The 14172-nt window shown below is 65.5% G+C and carries 12 protein-coding genes; 8 read left to right on the top strand and 4 right to left on the bottom strand.

The genetic code is table 11. The features are described from left to right. Nucleotides 1-35: 35 nt before the first annotated feature. The 5 genes from DMB80_RS06835 (at nt 36) to DMB80_RS06815 (ending at nt 7104) form a co-directional block, all read left to right on the top strand. Nucleotides 36-1190 (top strand): PucR family transcriptional regulator, encoded by a 1155-nt coding sequence (locus tag DMB80_RS06835; protein WP_240431038.1) that lies wholly within the window; start codon nt 36-38, stop codon nt 1188-1190. Nucleotides 1191-1300: 110 nt separating this feature from the next. Continuing rightward, nucleotides 1301-2269 carry a fumarylacetoacetate hydrolase family protein gene (locus tag DMB80_RS06830; RefSeq protein WP_111509157.1) on the top strand — a complete coding sequence of 323 codons (969 nt, stop codon included), beginning with the start codon at nt 1301-1303 and terminating at the stop codon, nt 2267-2269. Next, nucleotides 2266-2955 carry a VOC family protein gene (locus DMB80_RS06825; RefSeq protein ID WP_111509156.1) on the top strand — a complete coding sequence of 230 codons (690 nt, stop codon included), beginning with the start codon at nt 2266-2268 and terminating at the stop codon, nt 2953-2955. The genes DMB80_RS06830 and DMB80_RS06825 overlap by 4 nt, the downstream gene beginning before the upstream one ends. Nucleotides 2956-2958: 3 nt before the next feature. Then, a complete protein-coding gene (locus DMB80_RS06820) occupies nt 2959-4740 on the top strand; it encodes an FAD-dependent monooxygenase (protein WP_111509155.1) in 1782 nt (593 codons plus the stop codon). 21 nt (nt 4741-4761) lie between these two features. Then, nucleotides 4762-7104, top strand: a complete 2343-nt coding sequence (locus DMB80_RS06815) for a transketolase-like TK C-terminal-containing protein (RefSeq protein WP_111509154.1) — start codon at nt 4762-4764, stop codon at nt 7102-7104. A 143-nt stretch (nt 7105-7247) separates the two neighbouring features. Here DMB80_RS06815 and DMB80_RS06810 read toward each other — a convergent pair whose 3' ends face one another. Then, nucleotides 7248-7637 (bottom strand): PPOX class F420-dependent oxidoreductase, encoded by a 390-nt coding sequence (locus DMB80_RS06810; protein WP_111509153.1) that lies wholly within the window; start codon nt 7635-7637, stop codon nt 7248-7250. A 199-nt stretch (nt 7638-7836) separates the two neighbouring features. Here DMB80_RS06810 and DMB80_RS06805 point away from each other — a divergent pair, with 199 nt between their 5' ends. Together DMB80_RS06805 and DMB80_RS06800 are read left to right on the top strand one after the other, a co-directional pair. After that, nucleotides 7837-8184 carry a winged helix-turn-helix transcriptional regulator gene (locus DMB80_RS06805; RefSeq protein WP_111509152.1) on the top strand — a complete coding sequence of 116 codons (348 nt, stop codon included), beginning with the start codon at nt 7837-7839 and terminating at the stop codon, nt 8182-8184. Nucleotides 8185-8287: 103 nt separating this feature from the next. Further along, the gene (locus DMB80_RS06800) at nt 8288-9316 is read left to right on the top strand and encodes an MDR family NADP-dependent oxidoreductase (protein WP_111509151.1); all 1029 of its coding nucleotides are present in this window, start codon (nt 8288-8290) and stop codon (nt 9314-9316) included. A gap of 73 nt (nt 9317-9389) precedes the next feature. Here the strand turns inward: DMB80_RS06800 and DMB80_RS06795 are convergent, their stop codons facing one another. After that, on the bottom strand, nt 9390-9803 hold the full coding sequence (locus DMB80_RS06795) for a MarR family winged helix-turn-helix transcriptional regulator (protein WP_111509150.1): 414 nt from the start codon (nt 9801-9803) through the stop codon (nt 9390-9392). A gap of 53 nt (nt 9804-9856) precedes the next feature. Here DMB80_RS06795 and DMB80_RS06790 point away from each other — a divergent pair, with 53 nt between their 5' ends. After that, the gene (locus tag DMB80_RS06790) at nt 9857-10696 is read left to right on the top strand and encodes an SDR family oxidoreductase (RefSeq protein ID WP_111509149.1); all 840 of its coding nucleotides are present in this window, start codon (nt 9857-9859) and stop codon (nt 10694-10696) included. A gap of 112 nt (nt 10697-10808) precedes the next feature. Here DMB80_RS06790 and DMB80_RS06785 read toward each other — a convergent pair whose 3' ends face one another. Further along, the gene (locus tag DMB80_RS06785; RefSeq protein ID WP_111509148.1) at nt 10809-13721 is read right to left on the bottom strand and encodes an MMPL/RND family transporter; all 2913 of its coding nucleotides are present in this window, start codon (nt 13719-13721) and stop codon (nt 10809-10811) included. Further along, nucleotides 13718-14164, bottom strand: a complete 447-nt coding sequence (locus DMB80_RS06780) for an MmpS family transport accessory protein (RefSeq protein WP_111509147.1) — start codon at nt 14162-14164, stop codon at nt 13718-13720. Before DMB80_RS06780 ends, DMB80_RS06785 begins: the two co-directional genes overlap by 4 nt. Between the last annotated feature and the right edge of the window lie 8 nt (nt 14165-14172).

Here is a 14172-nt window from a genome sequence, read left to right as displayed (position 1 = left end):
GCCCCGCCGGCTGGGCTGTCGAACTGGGTGCGCTCATGGCGGCGCGTGTCACTGCGGAGATACCCGAACTGGCGGTGGACGTGGTCGCCGATGAGGTCGCCAAGGGGTGCGAAGCTGTCGCGCTCGGCGCCCTGTCCCTGGTCGCCCTCGACGACGACGTGTCCTTCGCGCAGATGCCAGAGGTGCTCGCCGGGCCGATGGAGGTGGTGGCGCGCGGCATCGGCATCGAACACATGCTGCGGAGCATCCACCTCGCCCACTCGACAGCAGTCGGCTTTCTGCTCGACGCCGCCGAACGTGTCGTTCCGGAGGCGCAGCGATTCACCGAGATGCGGCGGATCAACGAGGTGCTGTTCGGCATCGTCGACGTCCTCACCACGCAGATGGCCGCGGAATACACACGCGCACACGAGGAGTGGGTGGCGGGTTCGGTGGCGCTGCGCGCCCAGATCGTCGAGGACCTGCTGGCGGGTACGCCCGTGCCGACGGACCGGGCGGTCCGGGTTCTCGGCTACGACCTGAACCGCTGGCATCTCGGGATCATCGTCTGGACCGGTCCAGCGGTGTCCGTTGAACCGGCGCAGCTGAAAATCGTTGCAGCACAGGCGCTCGCCGCGGCAGGGTGCGCGTCGACGCTCGTGCATCCCATCGGTGCGCAGCGGGTGTGGGCCTGGGGTTCACGGACGACGACGCCGCCCGAAGCTGTGATGCCCACGGTCTCACCACCGCCGGGCGTCCGCATCGCGATCGGTACGGCGGGCGCCGGGGTGGAGGGCTTTCGCCAGAGTCACCGGCGGGCAGCAGAGGTGGCGCGGATCGGCTCGATGTCCACGCGACCGGGTTGCGTGTTCCGCTACGAAGACCTCGACATCGTGGCGATGCTCAGCACCGACCTCCCCGCGGCCCGAGAGTTCGTCACACGCGAACTCGGCGATCTGGCCGGCAGCGCCGAGGCGGTGAGAACCGTGCGTCACACCCTGAAGTGCTACCTCGACCGGGACAGGAGCCTGGCCGCCACGGCCGCCGATCTGCAGGTCGCCCGGAACACCGTCGCGTACCGGGTTCAGCGTGCGGAGCAGCTGCGGGGCCGGCCCACGACGATCCGCCGCCTCCACTTGCACGCAGCGCTCACCCTCGTCGAGGAGCTCGGCGACGTCGTGCTGGAACCGAGCTCCCGCCCCTTGGACTGAGCGCTCACGTCGGCGCGTCGATCCTGGACTCGAGGCCAGGTGCCGCGGGTCCGCCTCGCAGTTGACTGGTCATCGAGCCGGTCGCGGGAACCGGCAGACGGGAGTCGTCGATGGTCGTCCATCTCGTCCGATACTCACGCACCGAGCGCGCCTCGTGGGGTGTACTCACCGGTGAGCGCATCTCGCCACTGAGCGGGGACTACCCGCGGACCGCGGACCTGATCGAGCGCGGCCGGGCCGACTGGACCGCTGCCGCAGCAGAGCCTGCGGAGGTCGGGCTCGACGATGTCGATCTGCTCTCCCCGGTCACGGTTCCGTGCCGGGTGATGTGCCAGGGGGCGAACTATCGTCAGCACGCCATCGAATCGGGGATGGACCCCGACGCGCGCGAGTTCAACCTGTTCTTCGACAAGACCGACGCGGCCGTCACCGGACCCAACGACCCGGTCGTCCGCCCTGCGCACGTGACCCTGCTCGACTACGAGATCGAACTCGCGCTGGTGCTGCGCGGCACGGTCGATGCACCGGTCACGATCACCGCTGAGAACCTGCCCGAGTACGTCTTCGGCGTGACCATCGCCAACGACCTCTCGGCCCGAGACATCCAGCTCCCGCAGGGACAGTTCCTCAAAGGCAAGAGCTATCGCGGATTCTGCCCCCTCGGACCGGTGCTCGCGGTCCTCGAGCCCGACGACTTCGGCCTCCTCGACGACCTGGAGCTGCGACTCGAGGTCAACGGGTCGCCGCGGCAGGCCGACAACACCGCGAACATGCTCTACAAACCCGCCGAAACACTCACCGAGATGAGTGAATTCTGCAACTCCGATCCCGGGGACGTCCTGCTGACCGGCACGCCGCACGGCATCGTGGCGGGCTCTCCGCCGGCCGTCATCCGTCGACTCGCCACAGCGCTGCTGCCCGAGAACCGGCTGTGGGCCGCCTTCATCAGGATGAACCAGCGCAAGCCCTATCTGAAGCCCGGTGACGTCGTCACGGCGTCCATCCGCAACGCCGCCGGGACCCTGGACCTCGGCACACAGCGCACCACCATCACCATCGACGGGAGCTCGAACCCATGAGTGCCACACCCAATCCCTTGCAACCGGACCACTCAGACGATGCCGATACCGCCGCCACCGCACCGGATCTCGACGATCTCCCGGATCGTCTGGTACCGGACTTCATCGCGCACTGGGTCGTCAAGACGGCGCGCAGCGCCGAGATGATCGAGTGGTACGGCCATGTCTTCGGGGCACGCGTGGTCCACGAAGACGGCCAGATCGCTTTTCTCACATGGGATCACGAGAGTCACCGGCTGGCCCTGGTCAAACTCCCGCCACCACTGCGCTACGCCTTCCCTCTGTCGCGGTGGCGCCGCAAGACCTACGGCATCGACCATCTGGCCTTCACGTTCGTCTCCGTGGAGAAGCTGCTGCTGACCTACGAACGACTCAAAGGCGTCGGCATCACCCCGGTGTGGGCCATCAACCACGGGCCGACTACCAGCCTCTACTACGAGGACCCCGAGGGCATTCGGCTGGAGTTCCAGACCGAGAATTTCCCCACCGCACAGCAGACCGCGGACTACTTCAACAGCCGCGAATTCGACGACAACCCCATCGGTGTCGACATAGATCCCGACTACCTGCTCGAGCGACTGCGCGCCGGTGCCGACTCCGAGCAGCTCCTCGCCAGGGGCGCCGGCACGCGGCCCGGCACGAAGCCGCGATCCAACAAGCGCGCGATCACGTGGAAGACGCTGTGACACATGCCCACTGAACCGATCGTCATCGTCGGTGCCGGCGCCGCGGGATCGACCATGGCGCTGCTGCTCGCGCGCTATGGCATCGCCAGCACCCTTGTCGAGGAGCGTCGGGACCCGCGCATGCACCCGGCGGCGCACGTCATCAATGCGCGGACGCTGGAGATCTGGCAGCAGGCTTCCCCGGACCTGGGCGCCGCGCTGGACGCGATCACACCGCCGATCGACACCGTCAACATCATCCGCTGGTGCACCGATGTCCGTTCCGATCCGATCGGTGAGATCGACCTGCTGTCCCAGCCGGACCGGCTCGCGGAGGTCCGCACACACAGTCGTCACCTCATCTCCCACATCGGTCAGCATCTGCTCATGCCGGTGCTGTGGAACGCCGTGGAGAACGAGCCCCTCGTCGACTTCCGCCGCGGCTGCCACGCCGAGATCCTGGGCAGCAAAGTGGTTCTGCGGTCCGACGATCACGACCCCGATGTCGTCGTCCCGCGGTTCGTCATCGCTGCCGATGGCGCGAACAGTGGTCTGCGGGATGCCGCCGGAATCACCATGAGCGGCCCTGTGCTCGCCAACATGGGCAGTGTCTTCTTCCACGCCCCCAGGCTGTACCCGGAAGGTGCGAGCCGACCGCTGCTGAGCTGGATCTACCACCCGCGCTTCAGCGGCGTGATGATCGCCCACGCCGACGACGACTACGTGCTGATGACGCCGTATCTGCATACCGCGCAGACGATCGCGCGTGACAGTCGGCGCTACTGGAATGCGATCCTGCCCGAGGTCATCGGGTCCACCGAGTACCGGATCCGCTCGACCGGCACCTGGACCATGACCCGGCAGATCGCCGACCGATTTCGGCAGGGTCGGCTGCTTCTCGTCGGCGATGCCGCGCATCGGTTTCCGCATACCGGCGGGTTCGGTCTGAACAGCGGGGTGCAGGACGCCCACAACCTCGCCTGGAAGCTCGCAGCGGTGCTGCGGGACGGCGCATCGGAGTCACTGCTGGACACCTACGAGATCGAGCGGCGGCCGGTCATCGAGCGGTTCGCCGCGCAGAGCACCCACAACCATTTCGCCCTCGACCACGTCACCGCGCCGCTGGGCATCACCAACCGGTCCCTGCACCTGGCCACCGAGCTCTTCGGCACGCTGCCGCTGCACTGGCTTCCCGACCGGATCGTCGCGGCCGTCGCGGACGCGCTGACCACCGCACAGACATCGCGAACCCGGCGCCTGCTGCGGAAGAACGCGCGCAGCGTGCGACTGCGTCGGCGCATGGCCGAGGCCATCCCGGGACAGGAGGAACACTTCGTCGCCAGCGGCCTGGAGTTCGGCTACGCCTACCAGAGCCCGCTGATCGACGACTCCGAGGGACCCTGCCCCGCGGGAGACGTCGCACTCTATCGCCCGACCACCCACCCTGGCGCACGCCTCCCGCATGCGACCATCACGTCACCCGCCGGTGTCGAGGTATCGACCCACGAGGCCATCCGCCGACGGGGGCTCACCCTCTTGACCGCCGATCCGCGGCAATGGACCGAAGCCCTTGCCGAACATCCGATTCTCGCGCCGCTCACCGTCGTCGCAGTGACCGGCACAGACGCGGTCGACCTGCTCCAGGTGGGTGACCACGGCGCGGTCGTGGTGAGACCCGACGGCCATGTGGTGTGGCGCAACCGTACCGGTCCGGCGTCAGTCGACCGGCTCGTGACGTTCATCGAACGCGCATGGCGCGATGTCCATGGTTGCGCGAACGCGTGCCCCGGCGAACACTCCGCCTAGACCGGAAGGACAGCTGACGTCATGACGATTGCCCACTCTCCCGAACCCGTGTCCCGGCCCGACGATGCGGCGACCGTCTCGGATCTCGACGCGATCGCTTCCCGCGTGCTCTGGCTGTCGACGGCGATGGTGCACCACGCCAACCGGATACGCCCCAACACCAGCGGCCTCAAAGTCGGCGGACATCAGGCGTCGTCGGCATCGATCGCGGGGATCATGACCGCGTTGTACTTCGGACGGCTCCGCGCCGGCGACAGGGTTTCGGTCAAGCCCCACGCCTCCCCGGTGCTGCACAGCATCAACTATCTGCTGGGGTCTCTGGACGAGCAGTACATGACGAGCCTGCGGGAATTCGGTGGCCTGCAGAGCTACCCCAGTCGGACGAAGGACCCCGATCCGGTCGACTACTCGACGGGATCGGTGGGCATCGGCGCGACGGCGCCGATCTGGGCCACCTTCGCTCGCCGCTACGTCGACACCGTCTTCGGTGGCAGTGGGTCCGGCCGTCAGTACTCGCTCGTCGGCGACGCTGAACTCGACGAGGGCGCCATCTGGGAAGCGGTGCTCGATCCGGTGGTGCCCGAGCTCGGGGAGATCGTCTGGATCGTCGACATGAACCGGCAGTCGCTGGACCGCGTCGTCCCCCACATCGCCTCCGGGCGGCTGGAGGCCATGTTCGCGGCCGCAGGATGGCAAGTGCTCACCGTGAAATTCGGCACCGTGCTCGAAGGGCTGTTCCGCCGCCCCGGTGGTGACGACTTGCGCACCCGCATCGTGACCATGGCCAACGCCGAATACCAACGGCTGCTGCGCTGTTCGGCCGAGGAACTGCGCGCCAGGCTGCCCGGTGACGGTCGGGAGTCGGCCGGGGTGGCCGCGTTGATCGCCGACCTCGACGACGCCACCCTGGTCCGGGCGATCGCCAATCTCGGCGGGCACGATGTCGCCACCCTGCTGGATGCCTACGACCGGATCGACGACACCCGGCCCACGGTGATCCTCGCGTACACCATCAAGGGGTACGGCCTGCCCACTCAGGGGCACCCGCAGAACCATTCGTCTCTGTTGACCGACGAGCAATTCGCTGATCTGGCTGTCACTCTCGGCGAGGACGCCGGTCAACCGTTCCATCGATTCGACCCCGGATCGTCCCCCGGTCGACTCTGCCGCCGCGTCGCCGAACGGCTGCATCGAGACGCCATCCAGCCCGTCGAACCCCCGCGGGTTCCGACCGACATCGGGCGCAACCCGCCCGCGGTGTCCACCACCCAGAGCGCACTGGGGCGCACCCTGCTCGACCTGACACGGGAAGCGCCCGAGGTGGCGCAGCGCATCGTGACGGTGAGCCCGGACGTCAGCTCCAGCACCAATTTGGCCGGGTGGCTCAACAAAGTGGGTGTGTGGTCACCGTCGGAACGGCCCGACTGGTTCGCCGACGACTCGGACACGATCATGCACTGGCGGGAACGCCCGACCGGTCAGCACATGGAACTCGGCATCGCCGAGGTCAACCTCGTCGGCCTGCTGGGCGAACTGGGTGCGACCTGGAGTCGCTGGGGCCAGCCGCTGTTGCCGATCGGCGTGCTGTACGACCCCTTCGTCGAACGTGCGCTGGAACCGTGGTCCTTCGGTATCTATGCGGGCGGACAATCGATACTCGTCGGCACCCCGTCCGGGGTCACGCTGGCCGCCGAAGGCGGTGCGCACCAGTCGATCACCACCCCGTCCATCGGTCTCGAGCAACCCGGTTGCACCAGCTACGAACCAGCGTTCGCCGCCGAGGTCGAGTGGATCCTGCTCGAGTGTCTCAGCCGACTGGGCAAACCCGATGGGTCGTCGTCCTACCTGCGGCTGTCGACCCGCCCGGTGCGTCAGGAGCTGGCCGGCATCCCGACGGATCCGGCGGCACGGGACCGACGTCGTCGGCACGTTCTCGCCGGTGCCTACACCCTGCGTCCGGCCGTTGCGCCCTCGGTGTCCATCGTGGCGATGGGTGCGCTGGTCACCGAGGCTCTCGCAGCGGCGGACCGGCTCACCGGCGCGGGTGTGGAGGCTGAGGTCATCTGCGTGACGAGCCCCGACCTGCTGTACCGCGCGATCCGTGCCCGCGACGGGCTCGTCGAGGGACCATCGTGGATTCTCGACCAGATCTTCCCGGCCGATCGAGCCGCGCCCATGGTCACCGTGCTCGACGGGCATCCCCACACCCTGGCGTTCCTTGCGACCATCAACCGTGTGCGGTGTAAGTCGTTGGGAGTGAGCATGTTCGGTCAGGTCGGTGACCTTGAGTCGGTGTATCGCCTCCACGGCATCGACACCGACAGCATCGTCGGAGCTGCATTGGACGTGTCGGCTCACGGCTGATACATCCGGCGATCGAGTGCGGCGCAGCGGTACGGCGAGCCAACTACTCGTAATCGGTTGGCCTCCACGGCAACACCTTCGGCAGATCGTCGACCCGACCCCACCCGCTACGGCCGGCACACACCATGGAACGGTGTGGGCTGTCAGCCTTGGGCTACCACTCGGGTCGGGGTGAGTCGTAGGACCACGCGATGGTCTCGCGGCGCCGGGAACGTTTCGGGATCTTGACCGTAATGGCGGACGACGCGGTCGAACAGGGCCAGTTCCGGATCGGGCTCGATCGTCGCGCTCGCACGGATCTCCAGCGTCCGGAATGGATTCGCGGGATCGATGATGAACAACGTCGCTTTCGGATGGGAAACTACGTTTTTGTACTTCTGTCGGGTGGTCTCCAGCGAGGCCGCGATGGTATCGCCCTCGGCCAGGTACCACAGGGCAGTGACTTGCGGCGTGCCGTCAGCGCCGACGGTACTCAGCGCCGCGATGTTGGCTCCGTCGAGGAGGTCGCGATGGCTGTCAGGAATGGTGGTCATGGATTCCTCTCGTGTACAACAGATCTGGTCGGTTGATCATGGTAAGCGTCCTGCGATGGAGCGTGCGTCGGTGAGCTCGCACGACCACGGCAACAACGAACGCGACGCCGCGCACCAATGGCCCGGATCACCGCATCGTGCGCTCCGCGGGTCCCTGCGCCCGCCGATCTTCGGCGGTTGTTCGCTGTAACATTCTGCTATGCATGGTCAGGATTCTCTCGGCGACACCGCCGTCGCCGGTTGCGTGCTAGCTCATGCGCAGGACGGCTTCCAAGTCCTGAAGGGACGATGGAAGCTGGAGATTGTGCATCAGCTGTTCCTGCACTCGAGTCTGCGATTCTCCCAGCTGGAGAGGCAGATTCCCGAGGTGACGCAGAAGGTGTTGATCCAGCAACTACGCTCTCTCGAGGCGGACGGGGTGATCGCTCGCGTCACCCGTCCTGTGGTGCCACCACACGTCGAATACAGGCTCACCGATGACGGCCGGCGCTTGCGGGAGACACTGGAAGCATTGGACCGATGGACACGCGCTCGTAGCCAGGGATGAAGGCACTTACTTTTTAGTCGGTACTTCCCGGCGTTCGCATGGTTGCCTACGGTGAGACGGCCAAGTCAACCGGTTTGGTGATCGACGGTTCCAAGGATGAAAAGTGCCCACCACGCGGTTCGTATCGCTGCAACGCTATGCTCCGACGGGGCTGATCACCCCCGATCATTTTGCCCTATCCGAAGGTGAGATCGGACATCTCGAACCCGGAGAGGTGCTGCTGCGCCCGCTCGCCTTCTCGGTCGATCCGGCACTGCGCACGGCGCTCTACGGTACTGACAATGTGCTGGCTCCCGCAGTTCCGCTCGGGGCTCCGATCACCGGTTTCGCGGCTGCCGAGGTGGTGCAATCTGAGAATCCGTCAGTGAAGCCGGGTGACATTGTGTCGGCGTACGGCATCGAATGGGCCGACCTGGCAATCTGGCCGCCGCGGCAGGCCGAGGCAGTCTTCCCCCAACTCGATCGCATACCGACGTCGGTGCGGGAGATCTCGCACGCGGTCGGAGTGTTCTCCTCGATCGGCGGGCTGACTGCCTATGCAGGGATGATCGGTGCCGGGCGGGTACAGCCTGGGGAGGTGGTCGTCGTCTCTGCGGCAGCGGGCAACGTGGGCTCAGTGGCGGGTCAGATCGCCGCCCTGCGAGGCGCAACGGTGATCGGCTTGGCGGGGACCGAATCGAAACGCCGAATACTCACCGAGCGACTGGGTTTTGCGGCAGCTCTCGACTACCGCGCCGCCGACCTCGCGGCGCAGATCTTGACATACGCGCCCGCCGGTCCAGACCTGTATTTCGACAACGTCGGCGGTCACGTCAGTCAAATCGTGATGGGTCTGATGCGCCACCCTGGCCGCATCGTCGAATGTGGGCAGATCGCCAGCCTGGGTGACCCTGATTCCTTGATGGTGGACACGAAACCCATCGTCCTCAATGGACTCACACTGCACGGCTTCACGGTGCAGCACTATGCCGACCTTCTCCCCGCCGCACTCGACGACCTCATCGGCTGGGTCAATTCCGGGCGTCTCATCCCACTGGAGACGCGATGGCACGGTCTCGAGCAGCTTCCGGCCGCCTTCGCCGGGCTGTTCCTCGGCGAAAACGTCGGAAAGATGGTGGTTCTCACGCAGTAGGACCCTGTGATGCCGTACGAATCATGACCGGGTTCACGGTGGTCGCGGGCAGTTCGGATCGGCACGAAAGGGGCTATTGACGCGGACTCACTTCGCTCAGCGCAATCAATTGCGCGCGTCCCTCGGCCGACAGACCGGCGAGGCGTCGGCCCACCAACTCGTTGATGCCTGACTGGATCTCCTCCCCCAGAGCCACACCCCTTTCGGTCAGGGTCAACCGCACGACCCTGCGATCGTGCGGATCCACCTCGCGACGCACCAGGGTGCGCCGAGACAGCCGATCGACCATGCCAGTGATGTTGGATTTGTCGCAGCCCAACGCGCGTGCCAACTCGCCGAAGGACGGCGAATCACCGTTGAGCTGACACAGCAACTCCACCTGCTGCCACGTCAGATCGACGTCGCGTGCCACCTGCGCGTAGATCGCACTCATCTCGCGGTGCAGCTTCCCCAGTGCGATCGCCAATTCTCCGTCGCCTTCGGTCATGCCGTAAAGCATAGATCCTCAACAGTTGACATATTCAACTTTATTTGTTTAGCATGTCAACCATATTGCCGGCGCCGTCACCCAGTCGGATCACGTCGGACGATCACGACGTAGCAAGAGGGGTCAGGACAATGGGAATTCTGGACGGACGCACAGCGATCATCACCGGTGCGGCCGGGGGAATCGGTCGCGCGTGCGCGCGACGCTTCGCAGAAGAGGGCGCCTCTCTTGTGCTCGCGGACATCTCCGCTGACGGTCTCGCGAAAGTCGAGGAGGAGCTCGCCTCTGCAGGTGGCAGTGTGGTCACGATCGTGTGCGATGTCGCCCACGAGGACCAGATCGACGAGGTCGTTCACACGGCGCTTCGCGAGTTCGGACACATCGACATCCTCGCCAACATCGCCCAGGGTGCGATGGGCGACATGGTCTTCCTGGATGCGACCTCGACGAGCCAGGCTCTCGAGTCCTACGTCACCGGGCCGTTGCAGAGCATGCTGTTCATGCAGAAGTGCCTGCCGCACATGAAGGCGCAAAATTACGGGCGGATCATCAACACGGCCTCCCATTCGGCACTGCGCGGTGAGCCCGGTTTTGCCGCCTACGTGATGGCGAAGGGCGCGGTCATGGCGCTGACTCGGTCCGCCTCGCAGGAATGGGGTCGGTACGGAATCGTGACGAACACCTTTCTTCCAGTGATTCGGACGCCTGCCTATGACCTCACTGAGCAGGGTAGGGCGGCAGCCAAGATGGTCGAGGCGCAGAATCCTTCCGGCCGCTTCGGCACCGCCTACGAGGACTGTTCGCCCGTCATTGCCTTTCTTGCCAGCGAAGGGGCCGGCTACCTCAACGGTCAGGCCATCGGGATCGACGGGGGCCAGACGCTGATCGCCTGATCAGTTGCCCCGGGACGCTCCAGCGGTGTCGATCACCGCCTTCTCGGTTGAAGGTCATACCTCGCCCGACCAACACGGCGCGCGAACGGAGCTGCGCTACTGCCGGTGCCGGCTAGGTATCGGCTGGCGCCGTCGGGGTGTCCCGCTTGCGCTCGTCGAGGTGCAGCAACTCCCTCACCGCAGTGCGGGTTCCGTACGGACGGAACATTCGGCTGGCCGGGCTGGGCCGGACGTTGCGCGGCCACCAGAACCAGCGGCCCAGTAGCGCCGCGATCGCCGGTGTCATGAACGAGCGCACGACCAGGGTGTCGAACAACAGACCGAGTCCGATCGTGGTGCCGATCTGACCGAGCACCACCAGATCGCTGAAGATGAACGACGACATCGTCGCCGCGAAGACCAACCCTGCTGCAGTGACGACGCGGCCGGTACCGGCCATCGCTCGGATGATGCCGGTCCGTAGGCCCGCATGCATCTCCTCCTCGAACCGCGAGATGAGCAGCAAGTTGTAGTCCGCACCGACCGCGAGCAACAAGATGATCGCCAACGGAACGACGATCCAGAACAGGTGGATGCCGAAGATGTACTGCCACAACAGGACTGACAACCCGACCGACGCCCCGAGGGACAGTGCCACGGTGCCGACGATCACGATCGCGGCCACGATGCTGCGGGTGATGAACATCATGACCAGCAAGATCAACGCCAACGCTGCCAGCGCGGAGATCAGCAGGTCGTACGTCATTCCCTCCTGGATGTCCTTGTTGGTCGACGCGAGGCCCGCGACGTAGATCTTCGCGTCCGACATCGGGGTGGCCTTCAGTGCGTCGAACGCCGCGTCCTTGATGGCATCGATGTGCGGAATGCCCTCGGGGTCAGCCGGATTGCCCTGATGGGTGACGATCATTCTGGCCGCTTTGCCGTCCGGCGACAGGAACAGCTTCAGGCCACGCTTGAAGTCCGGGTTGTCGAAAGCCTCCGGCGGAAGGTAGAACGAGTCGTCGTTCTTGGCGTCGTCGAAGGCCTTCCCCATGGCAGTGGCATTGACCAGGGCCTCTTGGCTCTGGTTGTTGGTTCCACCTGTGGTCGCGTAGTTCGACAGCGTCAGCTCGCGGTTGCGTTCCTGAATGGCGATCTGCGGTGGCAGCAGCGCAACCAGTTGGGGCTGGAGTGCATCCAGTTTGTCCAGGCTGGCGGTGATGGCATTGAACTTGTCAGCCAGCTCCGAGATCCCGTCGAGGGAGTCGAACACCGAGCGCAGCGCCGCGCACATCGGGATGTCGAAACAGTGCGGCTCCCAATAGAAGTAGTTGCGCAGCGGCCGGAACTGATCGTCGAAGTTGGCGAGCTTGTCACGCAGATCGGTGACCGTGTTGACGGTGTCGTGGAACGCCTCGGTCTGCTCGTGTGTGACTGCGGCACTTTGTTGTTGCAGGGCCAACTGCTGCCGGAGCACGTTGATGGTGTTGTCGATTTCATTGGCCTGCTTGAGCAGATCCTGAGCACGGTCTTGCTGGTAGCTCAGGTTCATGATCTGGCTGGCACTCGACGCACTGATCTGGAACGGGATGGAGCTGTGCGTGATCGGCGTCCCGAGGGGCCGGGTGATCGACTGGACCAGCGCAATACCCGGCGTGTGGAGGACCGCTTTGGCGACGCGCTCCAGGATGAGCATGTCGGCCGGATTACGCATGTCGTGATCGGTCTCGATCATCAACAGCTCCGGATTGATGCGAGCTTCGGTGAAATGCCGTTCGGCGGCCTGCATACCGACCACACCGGGCGCACTGTCCGGGATGTAGGGCCGGTTGTCGTAACTGGTCTGGTAGCCGGGCAGGGCGAGCACGCCGATCAGCGCGATGCCCAGTGTCACCACCAGGATGGGGCCCGGCCAGCGCACGATGGCGGTGCCGATCCGGTGCCACCCGCGGGCCTGTAGCTTCCGCTTCGGTTCCAGCAACCCAAAACGGCTGGCGATCAACAGAACTGCGGGCCCCATCGTCAACGCCGCGGCCAAAGTGACCAGCACGCCGAGCGCCGCCGGTATGCCCAGGGTCTGGAAGTAGGGCAGCCGGGTGAATTGCATACACGCGACAGCGCCCGCGATGGTCAGGCCCGAGCCGAGGATGACGTGCACGGTGCCGCGGTACATGTCGTAGTAGGCCGGCAATCGTTCGAGCCCTTTGCTGCGCGCCTCCTGGTACCGGCCGACGACGAAGATCGCGTAGTCCGTCCCAGCCGCGATCGCTATCAGCGTCAACAGATTCGTGGAGTAGGTGGACAGGCCGATGAAACCGGAATGGGCCAGAACTGCGACCACCCCGCGGGCCGCCATCAGTTCGACGGCCACCGTGAGCAGAACGATCAGCATCGTCACCACCGAGCGGTAGACGACCAGCAGCATGATCGCGATGACGAGGAAGGTGATGGCCGTGACCTCGTGGGTGCCCTCGCTGCCGACTTCGAAGTTGTCGGTGACCAAGGGCGATGCGCCGGTGACATAGGCTTTCACACCCGGCGGCGCCGGAGTGTCGGCGACGATCTTGCGGACCGCGTCGACCGATTCGTTGGACGCCGCCTCACCCTGATTTCCGTGCAGGTAGAGCTGCACGGTTGCGGCCTTGCCGTCCTTGCTCTGCGATCCACCGGCCGTGAGCGGGTCACCCCAGAAGTCCTGGATGTGCTCCACGTGTTCGGTGTCCGCCGACAGCCGCTTGACCAACCGGTCATAGAACTCGTGTGCGTCGGCACCCAACGGCTTGTCGCCCTCGAGCACGATCATCGCCGCGCTGTCGGAGTCGAATTCACCGAACACCTGCCCGATGTGGCGCATCGCCATGATCGACGGCGCGTCCGGCGCGTTGAGACCCACCGAGCGTTCTGCGCCGACGACCTCGAGTTGGGGGGCCATCACGTTGGACAGCACCGCGATTGCGACCCAGATCAACACGATGGGGAGTGCGAGCCGCCGGATCAGGCGGGCCATCCGTGACCCCTCGACGGTCTCCGCGCTGTGGTTGCTCATGCGGTCTTGTCCAGGCAGGAGATGTAGCCGTTCACGTTGTTCGTGGACCTTTCGTCCTTGACTATCCCGTTGACCGTGATGCGGCATCCGATGGTCGCGCCGTCGCCTTGAGCGCGCAGGTCGGCATACAGCGTCGGGTCGTCAGTGGTCAGCGTCTGCGTCCACGGCAGCGGAACGTCGTCGACGCGCTGCGGTTGGGCGTGTATGTCGAGGTAATTGATCGTGGCCACCGATCCCGGGGACCCGAAGACCTCGAAGATCACCTGCTTGGGGTTGAACCCCGTGTTCTCCAACGCGTCCGACCCTGGCCGGGACACCTCGTTGTCGGATCCGAAGATGCCGTGCAGCCGGACCACGGTGAACGCAACCACCGCGACGACAACGACGGCGACGATGACGGTCCACCACCGCCGCGCCAACCGGCCAACCGAAATCCCACTCACTGGTGCGC

Origin of the sequence: Mycobacterium kyogaense, assembly GCF_003254575.1 — a bacterium.
Lineage (GTDB): Bacteria > Actinomycetota > Actinomycetes > Mycobacteriales > Mycobacteriaceae > Mycobacterium > Mycobacterium kyogaense.
Note: the sequence above shows the minus strand (reverse complement) of the source record. Positions and strands in the feature narration are given on the sequence as shown.